Below are 18800 nucleotides of genomic sequence, written 5' to 3'. Positions count from 1 at the left end.
CATCGAAGCCAAGATGGCCGACGTGGCGGTGCGCGCGCAGACCATCAAGCATACGTTGCGCCAGCTGGCCTGATCATTGCTCGCCGCATGGCTTCCCGCCCGCGCAACGCGGGCGGCGGCGCCACGATGGTGCAACGCGCATGGACCCGCGGGCCGGCACGGTGTAGCATCGTTTGCTTAACACGTTACCCATAGCCTCACCTAAGGCCACAAGCCATGCAAGCCGACACTCTCAGCAAGCCTGYGGAAGCCGCCACCCGCGGCAGCGCCCTCGACTGGACCCAGCGCCTGGTCAGCTACGACACCACCAGCCGCCACTCCAACCTCGGCCTGATCGAGGCCGTGCGCGACCACTTCCTGGCCAAGGGCCTGCGCCCCCACCTGAGCTACAACCCGCAGAACGACAAGGCCAACCTGTTCGTCACCGTGCCCGCCGCCGACGGCAGCACCGATGGCGGCATCGTGTTGTCCGGCCACACCGACGTGGTGCCGGTGGACGGCCAGAACTGGACCACCGACCCGTTCAAGGCGGTCGTGCGCGACGGCCGCCTGTACGGCCGCGGCACCTGCGACATGAAAGGCTTCATCGGTACCAGCCTGGCGCTGCTGCCCACCATCCTGCAGGCCAGGCTGCGCGAGCCGGTGCATTACGCGCTCTCGTTCGACGAGGAAATCGGCTGCATGGGCGCGCCCTACCTGCTGGCCGAGCTGCGCGAGCGCGGCGTGCGCCCGGCCGGCTGCATCGTGGGCGAGCCCACCAGCATGCGCGTGATCGTGGCGCACAAGGGCATCAATGCATATCGCTGCTGCGTCAAGGGACAGGCCGCGCATTCCTCGCTCACGCCCAAGGGCGTCAACGCCATCGAATACGCCGCGCGCCTGATCTGCTTCATCCGCGACATCGCCGACGAGTTCAAGGCCAAGGGGCCCTACGACCAGGCCTTCGACGTGCCGTTCACCACCGCCTCCACCGGCACCATCCAGGGTGGCATCGCGCTCAACACCATCCCGGCACTGTGCGAGTTCGTGTTCGAGTTCCGCAACCTGCCGGGGGTCGATCCCGAAGCCATCTTCGCCCGCGTCCAGGCCTATGCCAACGACGTGCTGCTGCCGAAGATGCGCGCCGAACATGCCGACGCCGGCCTCGCCATCAGCAAGATCGCCGCGGCGCCCTCGCTCGACGCCGCCGAGCAGGATGCCATCACGCAGCTGGTGCGCGCGCTGACCGCCGACCGCGATGTCAACAAGGTGGCCTACGGCACCGAGGCCGGCCTGTTCCAGCGCGCCGGCATCCCGGCCGTGGTGTGCGGCCCCGGCGATATCCAGCAGGCGCACAAGCCCGACGAATACGTCGAAATCGAACAGCTCGCGGCCTGCGAGTCGTTCCTGCACAAGGTGGTCGACAGCCTGCGCGTGAACTGAGCCGCGCCCTGGCCATTTTCCGGCCATTTTCCGGCCATTTGCGGCCATTTGCGGCCATTTGCGGCTGCTCCCTGCCATTCCCGGCCTGCCCCCCCGCGGGCAGGCCGCCGCGCCATGCCTTGGCATGCGCTAGGGCGCCCTGTCGTTTCCGCGCGCCGCCCGCCCGCTTTTCGCACCCCCGTCTTTCACAAAACAATATCGATGGCAACACCACAGAGAGGAGACCTCATGGCAGCATCCCAAGCCCGTTTTTCCCGACCTTCCAGCCGCCACGCGCTGCGCGCGACGGTGTCGGCCCTGTCGCTGGCCGCCGGCCTGCTGTGCCTGGCGCCCGCCGCGCATGCGCAGTCCGCCGACAGCCTGCAGGCGCAGATCGACACCCGCGCCAAGGCCGTCGAGGCGCAGCTCATCGCATGGCGCCGGGATATCCACCAGCACCCCGAGCTCGGCAACTACGAGGTGCGCACCAGCAAGCTGGTGGCCGACCACCTGCGCAAGCTGGGCATGGAAGTGAAGACGGGCGTGGCCAGGACCGGTGTGGTGGGCGTGCTCAAGGGCGGCAAGCCTGGCCCGGTAGTGGCACTGCGCGCCGACATGGATGCGCTGCCGGTGAAGGAGCGCGTCGACGTGCCCTTCGCTTCGAAGGCAAAGGGCCAGTACCTCGGCAAGGAAGTGGACGTCATGCACGCATGCGGGCATGACACCCACGTGGCGATACTGATGGCGACGGCCGAGGTGCTGGCCGGCATGAAGGACCAGTTGCCGGGCACGGTCAAGTTCATCTTCCAGCCGGCCGAGGAAAGCCCGGCGGATTTCGAGCCCAACGGCAGCAATACGTGGGGCGCCAAGCAGATGGTGGCCGAGGGCGTGCTGGACAACCCCAAGGTGGACGCCATTTTCGGCCTGCACGTGAGCAGCGGCATCGAGTCCGGCAAGCTGGCCTGGCGCAGCGGCCCGTCGATGGCCGCCGCCGACCAGTTCTGGATCGACGTCAAGGGCCGCCAGACCCACGGCGCGCGACCCTGGGGCGGGATCGACCCGATCGTGGTGGCGTCGCAGATCGTGATGGGCCTGCAGACCATCCAGAGCCGCCAGGTCAACGCCATGCTGGAGCCTTCGGTGATCACCGTGGGCACCATCCACGGCGGCAACCGCATGAATATCGTGCCGGAGAAGGTCGAGATGATGGGCACGGTGCGCACCTATGACGAAGGCATGAAGAAAGACATCCATGCCCGCATGAAGCGCACCACCGAGGCCATCGCCACCAGCGCCGGCGCCGAAGCCACCTTCAAGGTGGTGGAGCTCTACAACGCCACCGTCAACCAGCCCGCGCTGACCGACAAGATGGCGCCCACGCTCAAGCGCGTGGCCGGCGACGGCAACTGGATGATCGCGCCCAAGGCCACCGCCTCCGAGGATTTCTCCTTCTACCAGGAAAAGGTGCCGGGCCTGTTCTTCAACCTCGGCGTCACGCCGAAGGGCACCGATGTGACCAAGGCGGCCTCCAACCACTCGCCCGAGTTCTATGTGGACGAACCGGCGCTGGTCAACGGCGTGCGCGCGCTGTCGAACCTGACGCTCGACTACATGACGATGGCGCAGCGCTGAGGCATTGGCGCGAGCCCCGGGCGGCGCCAGGCGCCCCCGGGGCGCGCGGGCGTCTACAATACGGGTCCTGGCCGCCGAGGCGGCCTGCATTTCCGGACCCAACGCCACCGGGCGCGCGCCGCGCGCCCGCATCCACGCCATGCCCCTGATTCTTCAAAGTCTCGCGCCGATCGGCGCCGCCGATCTCGACGCGCTGCGTTCCCTGGCCCAGGCGCCGCAACTGGCTGCGCGCACGGAGTTCGTCGCCGCCGCCGACGACTGCGCCCCGCTCACCCCCGCCCTGCGCGAGGCCCTGGATGCCTACTGCGGCCCGCGCGCGATCGACTGGGCCATGGTGCCGGCCGGCCGCAGGCTGTCGGACTTCCGCCTAGTGGCGATGGACATGGACTCCACGCTGATCACCATCGAGTGCATCGACGAAATCGCCGATTTCTGCGGCCTCAAGGCCGAAGTCTCCGCCATCACCGAGGCCGCCATGCGCGGCGAGATCACGGACTTCAACGAGAGCCTGCGCCGCCGCGTGGCGCTGCTCAAGGGACTCGACGCCAGCGTGCTGGACCGCGTCTATGAAGAGCGGCTGCGCCTGTCGCCGGGTGCGGAAAACATGCTGCAGACCGTGCAGGCGCTGGGTCTGCGCACGCTGCTGGTGTCGGGTGGCTTCGTGCATTTCACGGAGAAGCTCAAAGCCCGCCTCAAGCTCGACGTCACCCGCGCCAATACGCTCGAGATCGTCAACGGCAAGCTGACGGGCCAGGTGCTGGGCGAGATCGTCAACGCCGACGTCAAGGCGCGCACGGTGCGCGAGGTCTGCGAGCAGATCGGCGCCGAACCCGCGCAAGCCATCGTCATGGGCGACGGCTCGAACGACCTGAAGATGATGGCCGTGGCCGGCCTGTCGGTGGCCTTCCGCGCCAAGCCCGTGGTGCGCGCGCAGGCCAGCGTGGCGTTCAACCATGTCGGCCTGGACGGCCTGCTGCAACTGTTCCCGCGCTGACCGGCCGGGCGTTCCGCCCGCATCCGGCCTCCAGGCCCTGGCCCCCCGGGCCTTCGGCCGCGGCACCCCGGCGCCATGCCGGGGGTTCGCCTCCCGCATCCTCCCGCACCCCCCGTATCCCACCCCCCGTACCAGCCTGAACCGGTAGCGCCAGCGCGCGCGGCCGGCAGCATCACATGCGCAGCGCTTGCAAGTTTAAATCGGAATCATTATCATTTGCCTTTACTTAAATGCTATGAACCTGTCATGCAAGTGCTTGCCGCGCTGCTAGGGTTGGGCGGCGCCTGCTGCTTCTATCTTGCCTCGCCCAACCAGCGCCTCCTGTCCTCGTTCGCGGCAGGCGCGGCGCGTAGCCGCGGCACATGGCTCTGCTGGACGGCGACGCTGGCCATCGCGGTCTCCGCATGGGCGTGGAGCACGTTGCAAGGCTGGCCCAGCGCCATCGCGGCCACGCTGGCCACGGTCGGCACCGGCCTCTCGCTGTGGCCATTCACGGGCGCCTATCTCGATGCCCGCCGCCGGCGCCAGCATGGGGTGACCCGATGACCGCGGCAACCGTGCGCACCCCGCGCAAGCCCCAGCCGGGCATGGGTACGAAATGGCTGGCCGGCACCCTGCTTGGCCTGCCCCTTTCCGTCGCATTGTGCGCGCTGTCCGTGATCTGGCTGCCGGGCGGCTGGGAGAGCGGCGCCATAGGCGCCCTGCTGGCCTGCCTGCCGTTGTGGGTGGTCATCATCAGTGCCGCGCTGCTGTTCCGCAGCAGCCGCGCCGCCTGGCTGTGGCTGGCGGCGGGCAACGCAGCCGCCTTCGGCGCGCTGTGGGCCTGGCGCCTGCTGGCCGCCGGCGCGGCATGACACGGGGCATCGGGACCAACACATGAAAGCTGCAACGCTGCGCCTTTACCAGACCCTGCATACCTGGGTCGGCCTGATGGCCGGCTGGGCCCTCTTCATCGCCTTCTTCGCCGGCGCCATCACCGTCTTCCACGAAGAACTGCATACCTGGCAGTCGCCGCACCGCTCCGTGGCCGACCGCCCGGTGGCGCAGGAGAGCGACCCGGCCGCCCTCGACCGCTTCATGCGTGAGCTGGTGGCGGCGCACCCGAAAAGCGCCGACAGCGCCTACGTCACGCTGCCGACCGTGCACGAGCCGGAGTTCACCGCCTACTGGCAGGACAAGGACGGCGAGTGGCAGACCAGCAGCTCGGCCAAGCTTGAAGCCGGCAGGAACACGCCCAGGGACACTTCGCTCGACGCGAGCCAGGGCGAACTGGCCGCCTTCCTCAACAGCCTGCACTACACGCTGGGCGTGCCCGTGGCGGGCAACTACTTCATGGGCGCGATTTCGGTGCTGTACGGCCTGGCGCTGGTGTCGGGCGTGCTGCTGCACCTGCCGCGCCTGAAGCCGGACCTGTTCGCGATCCGGCCGGGCCGCAACCTCAAGCGCTTCTGGATGGATGCGCACAACGTGGTCGGCCTGTTCAGCCTGCCCTTCCACCTGGTGTTCGCCATCACCGGCGCCGTGCTGTGCCTGGCGATGGTGCTGGTCATGGTCTTCAACGTGCTGGCCTTCGACGGCAAGCTGTTCGAAGCCCTGCCGCGCATGACCACCGCCTCGCCCGAACTGAAGGCAGCGGGGCAGCCGGCGCAGATGCTGCCGGCGGCCACGCTGATGGCCGCCGCGCGCGAACGCGCGGGCGAGCGTTTCACCCCGCTGTCGCTGCGCTACCAGCACTACGGCGACGCCAATGCCTTGATCGAGATCCGCGGCGATACCACGCGCGCGCTCGGCAACTATGGCTCGGTCTCGGTACATGCCGCCGCCGGCCGCGACGACAGCGGCAAGGTGCTGGCCAACCAGACACCCGGCGGGCGCGACGGCAACCACGCCATCTACAGCACCATCTACGCCCTGCATTTCGGCACCTATGGCGACCTCGCGCTGCGCCTGGTCTACCTGCTGGCCGGCCTGGCCGGCGCCTTCCTGTTCTATTCCGGCAACCTGCTGTGGATCGAGTCGCGCCGCAAGACCCGCAAGGCAGATCAGCCGCGCGTGCACCGCCTGCTGGCGCAGGCCACCGTGGGCGTGTGCATCGGATGCTGCATCGGCGTGGCCGCGGCCTTCTGCGGCGCCCTGATCTGGCCCGGACGCACCGCCGGCTGGAGCTACTTCCCGGTCTTCTTCGTCGCCCTGGCGTGGGCGCTGCTGCGTGCCCCGGCGCGGGCCGCCATCGAATTGCTGTGGGTCGCCGCCGCCGGCGCGCTGCTGGTGCCGGTGGTCAACGCGCTGGTAACGGGCGACTACCTCTGGACCGCCGCGCTGGCAGGCCACTGGGCCGTGGCCGGCTTCGACCTCGGCGCGCTGGCGCTGGCCTGCGGCTTTGCCGTGCTGGCCCTGGTCACGCGCCGCCGCGCCCGCAACGGACCGCCCCATTCGGTCTGGGCGCTGCCCGCGCGCGGCGACCCCGCGGCGGCCAAGGTGCCGGCCTCGGTAGCCGAGCCTTCCTGACCCGGGGCCGGGCGCCGCACAGCCCCTTTCCAGGCTTTTCGCCATAACCGTCCGGGCCTGTCCGCAGGCAGGCCCACCTTAACCTTCCTAGGATTCACCCTCCATGTCTAACCTCCACCCTTCGCAAGGGTGCGCCGCCGCATGCGCGCCCGCGCTTCGCCTCTCGCCCATCGCGAGCGCAGTGCTGGGCCTGACCCTCGCCTTCGGCGCGCTGCCGGCCCTTGCCCAGGCGCAGACCGCGGCATCCGCCGACACCACCCTGCCGACCGCCACCGTCACTGCCGCGCGCAGCACCGACCCGGTCAAGGTAGAGCGCGTCAGCGGTGGCGCGCTGGGCGACCGCAAGCCGGTCGACACGCCGTTCTCCGTGGTGGGCGTGACCAGCGAGGAGATCCAGGACCGCATGGCGCTGACCGCCAACGATGTCTTCAAGTACRACCCGTCCGTGTCCATCCTCGGCGACAACACCCGCACGGAGAACTCGTACTTCGCGGTGCGCGGCATGCGCGTGGACCCGCTCAACGGCACCAAGGTCGACGGCCAGAACTTCGTCGCCTGGGATACCGACATCCCGCTGGAGCCGTTCGAACAGGTGGAACTGCTCAAGGGCCTGTCCGGCTTCATGTACGGCTTCGGTTCGCCGGGCGGCATCATCAACTACGTGGTCAAGCGCCCGACCGACACGCCCTATCGCCAGTTCACCTTCGGCTACCAGGCCAACAACATCTGGAGCGAAAAACTGGACGTGGGCGGGCGCTTCGGCGTGGACGACCGGTTCGGCTACCGCATCAATGCCGTCAACGAGGACGGCAACTCGGTCGACCCGAACGTGCATGTGCGCCGGCAGGTGTTCTCGCTGGCCACGGACTTCCGCATCACGCCTGACCTGACCTGGTCGGCCGACGTCATGTACTGGAAGCGCAAGACCAGCGGCACGATCTTCGGCATGTCGTTTGCCTCGGACGTGTCCGTGCCCAGCGCCAGCAAGGTGGCGCGCAACCTGGCGCAGCCGTACTCGACGCACGAGACCGACATGACGACCGTCGGCACGGGCCTCGACTACCGCATCGATGACGCATGGAAGGCCAGCTTCAAGTACCGCTTCGTGCGCCAGAACCGCCTGAACGCGGACAGCTTCCTGTTTGTCGAGGACGCGGCGGGCAACTTCGCCGACACGCAGTACAAATGGAAGACGGCCTACTACTACCAGGCCTACGATGCCATGGTGCAGGGCAAGTTCGACACCGGCGGCATCAAGCATGAAGTGGTGGCGGGCGTGGGCTACCAGACGCAGGTGCGCGAACTGGACTCGGGCATCGGCGGCAACGGCATCTACCTGGGCCAGAGCAACCTGTACAACCCGGTGCTGCTGCCCGAGCAGCCAGGCGTGGGAACGGACTACATGCCCTACCGCGACTACAAGATCACGCAGAAGTCGCTGTACCTGAGCGACACCATCCAGTTCACCCAGCGCTTCTCGGTGCTGGCCGGCCTGCGCTATACGGACTTCGCCCAGAGCAACTACGACACCTCGGCGCAGACCACCTCGCGCTACAAGGCCAGCCCGGTCTCGCCGACCGTGGCGCTGATGTACAAGACGGACGACTTCTCGACCGTGTACTTCAGCTACGTGCAGGCGCTCGAGCAAGGCGGCTCGGCCAGCATCACCAACGCCAACTACCCGCAGGTCTACGGCCCGCTCAAGAGCAAGCAGTACGAGCTTGGCTTCAAGACCGAGCGCCGCGACTGGGGCGCCAGCGTGGCCCTGTTCCGCGTGGACCGTGGCTACGAATACACCAATACGTCGAACGTGTTCGTGCAGGACGGCACGCAGCGCTTCACCGGCCTGGATACCAGCGGCTGGGTGCGCTTCGCGCGCGATTTCCGCCTGCTGGGCGGCGTGATGTGGCTCAACGCCAAGGCGACCGGCGTGGATGATCCGGCCGTCAACGGCAATCGCGTGTTCGCCACGCCGCAATACATCGCCACCGCCCGCATCGAGTACGACACCCCGTTCCTGCGCGGCCTGACGCTGTCGGCCGGCGCCAAGATCACCGGCGACATGTACGTGAACTCGGCCAACACGCAGAAGGTGCCCTCGTACACCACGGTGGACCTCGGCGCCCGCTACCTGACCAAGGTCGCCGGCAAGGCCGTCACGCTGCGCGCCGCGGTCACCAACCTGGCCGACAAGCGCTTCTGGACCACCACCTACGACGGCTTCGTGCTGCCAGGCGCATCGCGCACCTTCCTGGCCAATGCCAGCGTGCAGTTCTGACCCTCCGGGCCTGCCGCAAAAGAGAACGGCCCCGTCTGGCGAAGACGGGGCCGTTCTCTGTTCCGGGGGGGGGGCCGGCCTGCTCAGGCCACCAGCTTCGCTTCCATGGCCGCGCGCAGGTCGGCGATCAGGTCACGGGTGTCCTCCAGCCCGATATACAGGCGCACCAGTTCACCCGCGTGCTCCCAGCCGGCGGGGGGCCAGCTGCCCGCCGGCCGCATGGTCTGCACGTGGTACGGCACCGCCAGGCTGTGCGCCCCGCCCCAGGACCAGCCGATCGCGAACAGGCGCAGCGCCTCGACGAAGGCATCGACCTGCGCGCGCGTATAGCGGTCGCGCAGCACGATCGAGAACAGCCCCGTGGCGCCGGTGAAATCGCGCCGCCACACCTCGTGGCCGGGGCAATCGGGCAGCGCCGGGTGCAGCACCCTGGCCACTTCCGGACGCTGGCACAGCCATTCGGCCACTTCGCGCGCGGCGCGGTCGTGCGCGGCCAGCCGCACTGGCATGCTCGGCAGCGAGCGCAGCACCAGATAGCAGTCGTCGGCGGACACGCCCCAGCCCATCAGCATGCGGGTGCGCCTGATACGGTCGTGGAGCTTGTCGTCGCAGGTCAGCACCGCGCCCATCAGCACGTCGCCGCCGCCCGACTGGTACTTGGTCAGGGCCTGCACCGAGATGTCGATGCCCTTGTCGAAGGGCCGGAAATAGACGCCCGCCGACCWGGTATTGTCGATGGCCGTGATCACGCCGCGCGCCCGCGCGGCAGCGACGATGGCCTGGGTGTCGGGAATTTCCATGGTCACCGAACCCGGCGACTCCATCCAGATCAGTTTCGTGTTCGGGCGGATCAGGCCCGCGATGCCGGCGCCGATCATCGGATCGTAGTAGCGCACCGACACGCCGTAATCGCGCGCCAGCCATTCGCCGTGCTCGCGGTTGGGGCCGTAGACGTTGTCGGGGACCAGCACGTCGTCGCCCGACTTGACCAGCGCGAAATACACCTGCGAGATGGCTGCCAGGCCAGACGGCAGCAGCAGCGTATGACGCGCGCCTTCGATCAGTGCGAGATGCTGGCAGAGTGCTTCGCTGGTCGGCGTGGCGTGCAGGCCGTAGCGCCAGTAGGTGGTGGCGCCGTCGCCGTGCGCGCGCAGTTCCGCCAGGTTGCGGAACACCACGGTGGAGCCGCGGTGCGTGGGCGGCGAGAACGAAGCAAAGCCGGGCGCGATATCCAGCTCCGGCTGGACGGCCACGGTTTGCAGGAAGGCGGAATGGGAGCCGGACGGCTCGGGCGGCTTGCGATCGGACACGATGGTTCCTTGTCTGGCAGTGACTCGATGAGCCTTCGAGCTTACCAGCATTCGGGCATGCGTTGGCCTGAAGCGCCTTGCCGGTCCCTTTGCTGTCCGCCCCTTGCCGTCCTGCCTTGGGCTTACCAGCCCGAGATCGACGATTTTGGCGGCGGCGGCGCGTAAGTGACGCCGCTGTTGGGCGTCATGTCGAACGGCGGGATCACCAGCGTGCCGAGCGGCCGGATCATGAAGGGCAGATTGATGGCCGGGTTGGCCGGATCGGTCCAGTTGCCGCGGACGACGCCAGCGCCGTCGATGGCGCCTTCCCAGTTGCCGGTGACGCGGGTGCCGTCGCTGGACTCTTCCATCAGGAAGGCCCCGTTCTCGTACTCGCCGGCGAGCAGGCGCACGCCGCCGCCGCGGCCCACGCTGTATTCRCCATGCACGCTGTCGCGCTCGTCGGACTTGGGCCCGAGCCGCAGGCGCACCGGCTGGTCGCCCAGCGTGCCTACGTAGACCGGCAGCGACGCGTATTCGGGACGCGGCGACAGGGGCCTGGGCGCGGCGCCCGTGGAGAGCTGCGTGCCCCGCCTGGTCTCGCCTTCGCGGATCGCCTGGTTGATGCCGAAGCCCTGGCTGGCGCCGTCGGCCGCGCCGGCGGTGCTGGTGGACAACTCGGTGCCGCCGGCGGCCAGCGCAGCGCCGCACAGCGCTGCCGTGGCCAGGCCGGCCGCGAGCAGCCGGGCCGGCGCCGGCAAGGACAGGAGATTCGCTAGGCGCCGCAAGTCAGCCTCAGATGCGCTCGAAGATGGCCGCGATGCCCTGGCCGCCGCCGATGCACATGGTCACCAGTGCATAGCGGCCCTGCACGCGCTGTAGCTCGTACAGTGCCTTGACGGTGATCAGGGCGCCGGTGGCGCCGATCGGGTGGCCAAGCGAGATGCCGGAGCCGTTCGGGTTGACCTTGGCCGGATCGAGGCCGAGCGCCTTGCTGACGGCGCAGGCCTGCGCGGCGAAGGCTTCATTGGCTTCGATAACGTCGAGGTCGGCCACGCTCAGGCCGGCACGCTCCAGCGCCTTCCTGGTGGCCGGCACCGGGCCGATACCCATGGTCTTCGGGTCGACACCGGCATGCGCATACGAAACCAGGCGCGCCAGCGGCTTGAGGCCACGTTTTTCGGCAACGCCGCGCTCCATCAGCACCACGGCCGCGGCGGCGTCGTTCAGGCCCGAGGCATTGCCCGCGGTCACCGTACCGTTTTCCTTGACGAAGACCGGCTTGAGCTTGGTCATGTCGTCGATGGTGGCGTCGTGGCGGACATGCTCGTCGGTGTCGAAGGTCACGTCGCCCTTGCGGGACTTCAGCGTGACCGGCAGGATCTGGTCCTTGAAATAGCCGGCGCGGATGGCCGCCGAAGCGCGGCGGTGCGATTCCAGCGCGGTCTCGTCCTGCTGGCTGCGGCCGATGTCGTATTCCTTGGCCACGTTCTCGGCGGTCACGCCCATGTGGATGCCGTGGAACGGGTCATGCAGCGCGCCCAGCATCATGTCGAGCAGCTTGGCGTCGCCCATGCGCGCGCCCCAGCGGGCCGACTGCGCCAGGTACGGCGCGCGGCTCATGCTCTCGGCGCCGCCGCCGATGGCCACGTCGGCATCGCCCAGCATGATGGTTTGCGCAGCGCTGACGATGGCCTGCAGGCCGGAGCCGCACAAGCGGTTGACGGTCAGCGCCGGCGCGTCGGTGCTGACGCCACCCTCCACTGCCGCCACCCGGCCCAGGTACATGTCCCGGGGCTCGGTCTGGATGACATTGCCGAACACCACATGGCCGACCTCGTCGCCGCCGACCTGCGCGCGGGACAGTGCCTCGCGCACGACCATGGCGCCCATCTGGGTCGGGGAAAAGTCCTTCAGGCTGCCGCCGAAGGTACCGATCGCGGTCCGCACGCCGCTCACCACCACCACTTCACGTGTCATCTTGTGTCTCCTGGGCTGATGTTGCAGCGCACAGTATAGCGGCGCGCCGGGGAAAGCGAACGATCGTACTTTTACCTATCCAGGCTTGGCCGCCGGAATCCGGTCAGACTTCGCCCCACAGGTCGTGACCGTCGGCGCCGGTGATCTTCACCTCGACGAACTCGCCGACCCTGTAGCGCCGCGCGGCGCCGGCGGGCGGGTCGATATAGACCAGGCCGTCGATTTCCGGCGCATCCGCGGCGGAGCGGCCGATACCGCCGTCCTGGTTGATCTCGTCCACCAGCACCCGCAGAGTCTGGCCCACCTTGCGCTGCAGGCGGCGCGCGGAGACCTCCTCGGCCACTTCCATGAAGCGGGCGCGCCGTTCCTCGCGCACTTCGTCGGGCAAGGCGCCCGGCAGGTCGTTGGCGGTGGCGCCATCCACCGGCGAGTAGGCAAAGCAGCCCACGCGGTCCAGCTCGGCCTCGGCGATGAAGTCGAGCAGCGTCTGGAACTCTTCTTCCGTCTCGCCGGGAAAACCGGCAATGAACGTGCTGCGGATGGTCAGCTCGGGACAGATCGCGCGCCAGGCGCGGATGCGGTCCATGGTCTTCTCGGCATTGGCCGGGCGCTTCATGCGCTTGAGCACGTCCGGGTGCGCATGCTGCAGCGGCACGTCCAGGTAAGGCAGCACATGGCCCTGCGACATCAGCGGGATGATCTCGTCCACGTGCGGGTACGGGTACACATAGTGCAGGCGCACCCAAGCGCCGTACTGGCTGGCCAGCTCGCCCAGCGCCGCCACCAGTTCGGTCATGCGGGTCTTGAGCGGACGGCCGTCCCAGAAGCCGGTGCGGTACTTCACGTCCACGCCGTAGGCGCTGGTGTCCTGCGARATCACCAGCAGTTCCTTCACGCCCGACTTGAACAGGTTTTCCGCCTCCAGCATGACTTCCGCCACCGGGCGCGAGACCAGGTCGCCGCGCATCGACGGGATGATGCAGAACGAGCAGCGGTGGTTGCAGCCTTCGGAGATCTTCAGGTAGGCGTAATGCTTGGGCGTGAGCTTGATGCCCGCGGGCGGCACCAGGTCGGTAAACGGATCGTGCGGCTTGGGCAGGTGCGTGTGCACCGCCTGCATCACTTCGCCCAGCGCGTGCGGGCCGGTCACGGCCAGCACCTTGGGGTGCACCGAGGTGATGATGTCCTCGCCCTTGGCGTTCTTCTTGGCGCCCAGGCAGCCGGTCACGATGACCTTGCCGTTCTCGCTCAGCGCCTCGCCGATCGCGTCCAGGCTTTCCTGCACCGCTTCGTCGATAAAGCCGCAGGTGTTGACCACCACCAGGTCGGCACCGTCGTAGGTGCCGCTGATGGCATAGCCTTCGGCGCGCAGCTGGGTGATGATCTGTTCGGAGTCGACCAGGGCCTTCGGGCAGCCGAGGCTGACGAATCCCACATTTGGAATACGGTCTTTGTTAGTCGTTGATTCTGCAGGGTTTTTCACGGTTACTTCCAAATGTGGGGCGTGCCGGGCGGGACATGGCCGCCGGGCGGTACGAAGCCAATCGCGCATTTTAACCGTTCGGCAACGTTTGCCGGCGACTGGCGCCGCACATCCGCGCCTGGCGTGCAGGTCCTTGAGGCTTAAGGTACCCGTTGCTCGCCGGCTGCCGGCTGCCGGAGCCGCGCGGCGCGTCAGCGCGGCGGCTCGGTGTGTTCCGCAGGTGTCACCGATCTCACGCCCGCGCGGATAACGCCGCCGGCGAGAGCGCCATGGCGCTCTCGATGACCTCGCGCACCTCGCGCGAATCCTGCATGCGCCGGATCGCGTCGTGCAGCTCGGCAGCCTGCGGCCAGGTCCGCTTCAGATAGCTGAGCCACAGCTTGACGCGCCCGTGCTCATGACAGGAGGCGATGCGGTCCTGCAGTTTCCTCAGATAGTCGGCGATATGGCGGAGCACGAGCGGCCATTCCTCGGCGCAGGCCGAGCGCTCCATCAGTCCGCGTATCCGCAGGGCCAGGAAAGGATCGGACACGGCGCCCCGGCCGATCATCACGTCGGCGCAGCCGCTCACGGCCCGGCAGCGCTCCCAGTCATCGACGGTCCAGACCTCGCCGTTGGCGATGACGGGCACGTCCACCGCGGCATCGATCCGCGCGATCCACTCCCAGTGGGCTGGCGGCCGGTAGCCGTGATCGCGGGTTCTGGCATGCACGACGATGGAGGCCGCGCCGCCTTCGGCCAGCGCGGTGGCGCAGTCGATGGCCAGCGAGGTATCAGACACGCCCAGCCGCATCTTTGCCGTCACGGCGATGCCGGCGGGCACCGCGGCGCGCACCGATGAAACGATACGGTTCAGCAGCCCCGGATCCGCCAGCAGCATGGCGCCGCCGCCGTGCCGGTTGACGAGCTTGGCGGGGCAGCCGAAGTTCAGGTCAAGACCATGCGGCGACAGCGTAGCGGCCTGGGCGGCATTGCGTGCCAGCCACTCGGGATCACTGCCGAGCAGCTGGATCACCATCGGCGTGCCGCCGGGTGTATGGCCGCCGTCGAGAACCTCGGGGGTATCCCGCTCGTAGACGCGATCGGGAAGCAAGGAGCCCGTCACCCGGACGAACTCAGACACGCAGCCGTCGTACCCGCCCGTGCCGGTCAGCACGTCGCGCAGCACGTAGTCCGCCAGCCCTTCCATGGGGGCAAGGAACAGCCGGCTCATGCGAAAGCCGCCGCCGCTGGGCAGCGCTTCTGCCGGCGCCCAGCCGGAAGACCGGAGAACGGGCAAGCGGCGCCTGGAACGGGCCTGGCCGCGGCGGCAAGCGCGTGGCGAATGTCTGGGAATTCGGGGGGCATTGCGATTCGGGCTTTGCAGRCGAGTCCGCAAAATGAATCGCCACATTTGTGATGGATGGCCGGCGCGGGATTCCGCGCGTCAGCCGAATAGGCGTGATTTTAACCGATTGCCCGTGGGGCCCCAGGCGACGGGCCATGGGGAGCGGCATCGAGTCGCCAGCCAGGCGGCGAAAGCGATCAGGAGTCGACGCCATAACACGACGCCACCACACGGCGCGGCACTGGCCGTATCCACCGTGCGGGCACGCCGCGCCCCCGCGAACGGGAGCGGGCGAAAGGGGGCGAAAGGGGGCGAAAGGGGGCAGGCAGGAAGCCGGTGAACGCCCGCCCTACTTCTTGTCGGGCTGGTTGAACGGGAACGTGCCGAACATGTTCTTGGCCTGGCTCTGCATCTGTTCCTGCATCTGCACGAACAGGTTCTTGCTCTGCTCGATGTAGTTGCTCATCATCCCCTGCATCATCGGGCCCTGCATGTTCATGAACTGGGACCACATGTCCGGGCTGAACGGCTCGCCCGAGTACAGGCCCTTGGAGTTCTCGGCCAGCTTGCTCTGGATGTCGATGAAGGCCTGGATATTCTTTTCCAGGTAGGTGCCCATCATGCCCTGCATCGCATGGCCGTAGTAGCGGATGATCTGCGAGAGCATCGAGCTGGAGAACATCGGTACCCCGCCGGTCTCTTCTTCCAGGATGATCTGCAGCAGGATGCTGCGCGTGAGTTCGTCGCCCGACTTGGCGTCGATCACCTTGAAATCCTCGGTGTCCATCACGAGCTGCTTGACGTCGGCCAGCGTGATGTAGGTACTGGTTTGCGTATCGTAGAGCCGGCGATTTGGATACTTCTTGATCAGTCGCTCTGCGCCTTTCTTGGTGGTAGCCATCGGTGCTCTATCCTTTATCGTCGCTGTTGCATGCTGCTGCACCGCATGCTGTGCGGTGCGCAATGGGAACCGGCAGCGGGGGATGCAACGTGTTTGACCTGCAACGCATGATCTATTTTGGTGCGGGCAAGCCGCTGCCCTGATTCTATGCCCAACAAGGCACTATTGAAAGCCGGAGCCTTTAAGGAAAACCCGCACGGGGCAACGGATTGCGGGAAGTCAGACGGCAAAGACCGCCGTTTGCAGCGCAGCGTTGATGCAGTGCGGGCGGTGCGATGCAATATCCGCGACCGGAGGGCATCCGGCCGCCCCGCCCTGTGCCGGTCGCGTTACGCCAACCGGCCTTCGCCCCAAAAGAAAGAGCCCTCCTGAGAGGGCCCTGCAGAGCAAGAAAGGCCACCCCGCACAAAGAGGTGGCCTGCCGGACTCAACCCATGTGCAGACCGCCGTTCAGCGAGAAGTCCGCACCGGTCGCGAAGCCCGACTCGTCCGAGGACAGCCATGCGCAGATCGACGCGATCTCCTCCGGGCCGCCGAGGCGCTTGACGGGAATCGTGCCGACGATCTTGTCCAGCACATCCTGGCGGATCGACTTGACCATGTCGGTGGCGATATAGCCCGGCGACACCGTGTTCACGGTCACGCCCTTGGTCGCCACTTCCTGTGCCAGCGCCATGGTGAAGCCATGCAGGCCAGCCTTGGCGGTGGAATAGTTGGTCTGGCCGAACTGGCCCTTCTGCCCGTTGACCGACGAGATATTGACGATGCGGCCGAAACCGCGGTCGGCCATGCCGTCGATGACCTGCTTGGTCACGTTGAAYAGCGAGGTCAGGTTGGTGTCGATCACCGCAYCCCAGTCGGCGCGCGTCATCTTGCGGAATACCACGTCGCGGGTGATGCCGGCGTTRTTGATCAGGATATCGACTTCGCCCACTTCGGACTTGACCTTGTCGAACGCGGACTTGGTCGAATCCCAGTCGGCAACATTGCCTTCGGACGCAACGAAATCGAAGCCCAGAGCCTTCTGCTGCTCGAGCCACTTCTCGCGGCGCGGCGAGTTCGGGCCGCAACCGGCCACCACCTTGAAGCCTTCCTTGGCCAGGCGTTGGCAGATGGCGGTTCCGATGCCGCCCATGCCACCCGTTACRTATGCAATGCGCTGAGTCATATCYACTCCTTGATGGCTAATTGTTATTTAAGCTGGCGGCGGGAAAAGCCTTCGCGCCGCCGGCACACCCCTCTGATAGGCCAGTCCGCCACGTATCGCGGGCCGGCCGTCCGCTTCCTTACTTGCGCTCCACCGCGAGCGCCACGCCCATGCCACCGCCGATGCACAGCGAGGCCAGGCCCTTCTTGGCGTCGCGGCGCTTCATCTCGTGCAGCAGCGTGACCAGCACGCGGCAGCCCGACGCACCGATCGGGTGGCCGATGGCGATGGCGCCGCCATTGACGTTCACCTTGGAGGTATCCCAGCCCATCTGCTTGTGCACGGCCAGGGCCTGCGCGGCGAAGGCTTCGTTGATCTCCATCAGGTCCAGTTCTTCCACGCTCCAGCCGGCGCGCGACAGGCAGCGCTTGGATGCCGGAACCGGACCCATGCCCATCACCTTCGGATCGACGCCGGCGGTGCCGTAGGCGCGGATGGTCGCCAGCGGAGTCAGGCCGAGTTCCTTGGCCTTGGCCGCGGACATCACCACCACGGCGGCGGCGCCGTCGTTCAGGCCCGAGGCATTGGCCGCGGTGACCGAGCCGGCCTTGTCGAATGCCGGCTTGAGGCCGGACAGGCCGTCCAGCGTGACACCATGACGCACGAACTCGTCGGTGGCGAACTGCACCGGATCGCCCTTGCGCTGCGGAATCGGCACCGGGACGATTTCCTCGTCGAAGCGGCCGGCCTTCTGGGCGGCTTCGGCCTTGTTCTGCGAAGCGACCGCGAACTCGTCCTGCGCCTCGCGCGTGATGCCGTATTCCTTGGCCACGTTCTCGGCGGTGACGCCCATGTGGTACTGGTTGTAGACATCCCACAGACCGTCGACGATCATGGTGTCGACCAGCTTGGCATCGCCCATGCGGAAGCCGTCGCGCGAGCCCGGCAGCACGTGCGGCGCGGCGCTCATGTTTTCCTGGCCGCCCGCCACCACGATCTCGGCATCGCCGGCGGCGATGGCGTTGGCGGCCAGCATCACGGCCTTCAGGCCGGAGCCGCACACCTTGTTGATCGTCATGGCCGGCACCATCACCGGCAGGCCTGCCTTGATCGCGGCCTGGCGCGCCGGGTTCTGGCCGGAGCCGGCGGTCAGCACCTGGCCCATGATCACTTCGCTGACCTGCTCGGGCTTGACGCCAGCGCGCTCGAGTGCAGCCTTGATGACGATGGCGCCCAGCTCCGGCGCGGGGATCTTGGCGAGCGAGCCGCCGAACTTGCCAACCGCGGTACGGGCAGCGGATACGATGACAATGTCAGTCATTGGGAGGTCCTCTCGAGGTAAATGCGTGAAATGAGTGAATCAGACCGGCGCCGCACGGCGCCGGCCCGGACGAATCTCATGCCTTGGCCTTGACGTAGCGGCCGGGCGCGGGCTCGATGGCGCGATAGTCCTTGTTGCCGTAGTCGGCAGGGGCGGCCTTGCGCGCGCCGGCATGCTTGGCCAGCCAGGACGCCCAGTCCGGCCACCAGCTGCCGGCATGCTCGGTGGCATCGGCCAGCCATTCCTGCGCCGAGGCAGCGACCTTGTCATTGGTCCAGTGGCTGCGCTTCTTCTTGGCCGGCGGATTGATGACGCCCGCGATATGGCCGGACGCGCCCAGCACGAAGCGCACCTTGTTCTCCAGCAGCCCGGTCGAGGCATAGGCCGACGTCCACGGCACGATGTGGTCCTCGCGCGAACCGTAGACATAGGTGGGCACGTCGATGCTGCCCAGGTCCACCGGCGCGTTGCACACGGTCAGCTTGCCCGGCACCTTCAGTTCGTTCTGCAGGTAGGTGTGGCGCAGGTACCAGCAGTAC

Annotated in this window: 15 protein-coding genes and 1 pseudogene; 7 read left to right on the top strand and 9 right to left on the bottom strand. The window is 67.6% G+C overall.

Annotation, left to right across the window (positions count from 1 at the left end):
• Positions 1–216: 216 nt before the first annotated feature.
• The 7 genes from argE to AC1DO7_RS27405 all read left to right on the top strand — a co-directional run bounded on the left by argE (position 217) and on the right by AC1DO7_RS27405 (position 8813).
• Positions 217–1422, top strand: coding sequence for an acetylornithine deacetylase (gene argE / locus AC1DO7_RS27435; RefSeq protein ID WP_477116778.1), 1206 nt, complete (start codon positions 217–219; stop codon positions 1420–1422).
• Between the two features lie 228 nt (positions 1423–1650).
• The gene (locus AC1DO7_RS27430; protein WP_441616010.1) at positions 1651–3033 is read left to right on the top strand and encodes an amidohydrolase; all 1383 of its coding nucleotides are present in this window, start codon (positions 1651–1653) and stop codon (positions 3031–3033) included.
• A 139-nt stretch (positions 3034–3172) separates the two neighbouring features.
• Complete coding sequence (serB, locus tag AC1DO7_RS27425; RefSeq protein WP_441616011.1) at positions 3173–4027, top strand: phosphoserine phosphatase SerB; 855 nt, start codon at positions 3173–3175, stop codon at positions 4025–4027.
• 246 nt (positions 4028–4273) lie between these two features.
• Entirely contained in the window at positions 4274–4573 is a 300-nt protein-coding gene (locus tag AC1DO7_RS27420; RefSeq protein ID WP_441616013.1) for a hypothetical protein, read from the top strand.
• Positions 4570–4881, top strand: coding sequence for a hypothetical protein (locus AC1DO7_RS27415; RefSeq protein WP_441616015.1), 312 nt, complete (start codon positions 4570–4572; stop codon positions 4879–4881). The genes AC1DO7_RS27420 and AC1DO7_RS27415 overlap by 4 nt, the downstream gene beginning before the upstream one ends.
• A 22-nt stretch (positions 4882–4903) precedes the next feature.
• Positions 4904–6535: a PepSY-associated TM helix domain-containing protein gene (locus AC1DO7_RS27410; RefSeq protein ID WP_441616017.1), complete on the top strand. Its 1632-nt coding sequence runs from the start codon at positions 4904–4906 to the stop codon at positions 6533–6535.
• A gap of 103 nt (positions 6536–6638) precedes the next feature.
• Positions 6639–8813: a TonB-dependent siderophore receptor gene (locus AC1DO7_RS27405; RefSeq protein WP_477116777.1), complete on the top strand. Its 2175-nt coding sequence runs from the start codon at positions 6639–6641 to the stop codon at positions 8811–8813.
• Between the two features lie 83 nt (positions 8814–8896).
• Here AC1DO7_RS27405 and AC1DO7_RS27400 read toward each other — a convergent pair whose 3' ends face one another.
• The 9 genes and pseudogenes from AC1DO7_RS27400 to AC1DO7_RS27360 form a co-directional block, all read right to left on the bottom strand.
• The gene (locus tag AC1DO7_RS27400; RefSeq protein WP_477116776.1) at positions 8897–10123 is read right to left on the bottom strand and encodes a cystathionine beta-lyase; all 1227 of its coding nucleotides are present in this window, start codon (positions 10121–10123) and stop codon (positions 8897–8899) included.
• A 122-nt stretch (positions 10124–10245) separates the two neighbouring features.
• Positions 10246–10863 (bottom strand): hypothetical protein, encoded by a 618-nt coding sequence (locus AC1DO7_RS27395; RefSeq protein WP_441616504.1) that lies wholly within the window; start codon positions 10861–10863, stop codon positions 10246–10248.
• A 34-nt stretch (positions 10864–10897) separates the two neighbouring features.
• Positions 10898–12082 (bottom strand): beta-ketothiolase BktB, encoded by a 1185-nt coding sequence (bktB, locus tag AC1DO7_RS27390; RefSeq protein WP_441616023.1) that lies wholly within the window; start codon positions 12080–12082, stop codon positions 10898–10900.
• Between the two features lie 103 nt (positions 12083–12185).
• On the bottom strand, positions 12186–13565 hold the full coding sequence (rimO, locus tag AC1DO7_RS27385; RefSeq protein WP_441616025.1) for a 30S ribosomal protein S12 methylthiotransferase RimO: 1380 nt from the start codon (positions 13563–13565) through the stop codon (positions 12186–12188).
• Positions 13566–13797: 232 nt separating this feature from the next.
• The gene (locus AC1DO7_RS27380) at positions 13798–14778 is read right to left on the bottom strand and encodes a tRNA dihydrouridine synthase (RefSeq protein WP_441616027.1); all 981 of its coding nucleotides are present in this window, start codon (positions 14776–14778) and stop codon (positions 13798–13800) included.
• A gap of 463 nt (positions 14779–15241) precedes the next feature.
• Positions 15242–15793 carry a polyhydroxyalkanoate synthesis repressor PhaR gene (phaR, locus tag AC1DO7_RS27375; protein ID WP_006155938.1) on the bottom strand — a complete coding sequence of 184 codons (552 nt, stop codon included), beginning with the start codon at positions 15791–15793 and terminating at the stop codon, positions 15242–15244.
• 427 nt (positions 15794–16220) lie between these two features.
• Positions 16221–16961: a 3-ketoacyl-ACP reductase gene (locus AC1DO7_RS27370; protein ID WP_477116775.1), complete on the bottom strand. Its 741-nt coding sequence runs from the start codon at positions 16959–16961 to the stop codon at positions 16221–16223.
• Positions 16962–17079: 118 nt separating this feature from the next.
• The gene (locus AC1DO7_RS27365; protein ID WP_441616032.1) at positions 17080–18261 is read right to left on the bottom strand and encodes an acetyl-CoA C-acetyltransferase; all 1182 of its coding nucleotides are present in this window, start codon (positions 18259–18261) and stop codon (positions 17080–17082) included.
• A gap of 76 nt (positions 18262–18337) precedes the next feature.
• A pseudogene (locus AC1DO7_RS27360) lies at positions 18338–18800 on the bottom strand (class I poly(R)-hydroxyalkanoic acid synthase); the annotation flags it as partial.

This window comes from Cupriavidus sp. 05N40, from assembly GCF_056397305.1.
Note: the sequence above shows the minus strand (reverse complement) of the source record. Positions and strands in the feature narration are given on the sequence as shown.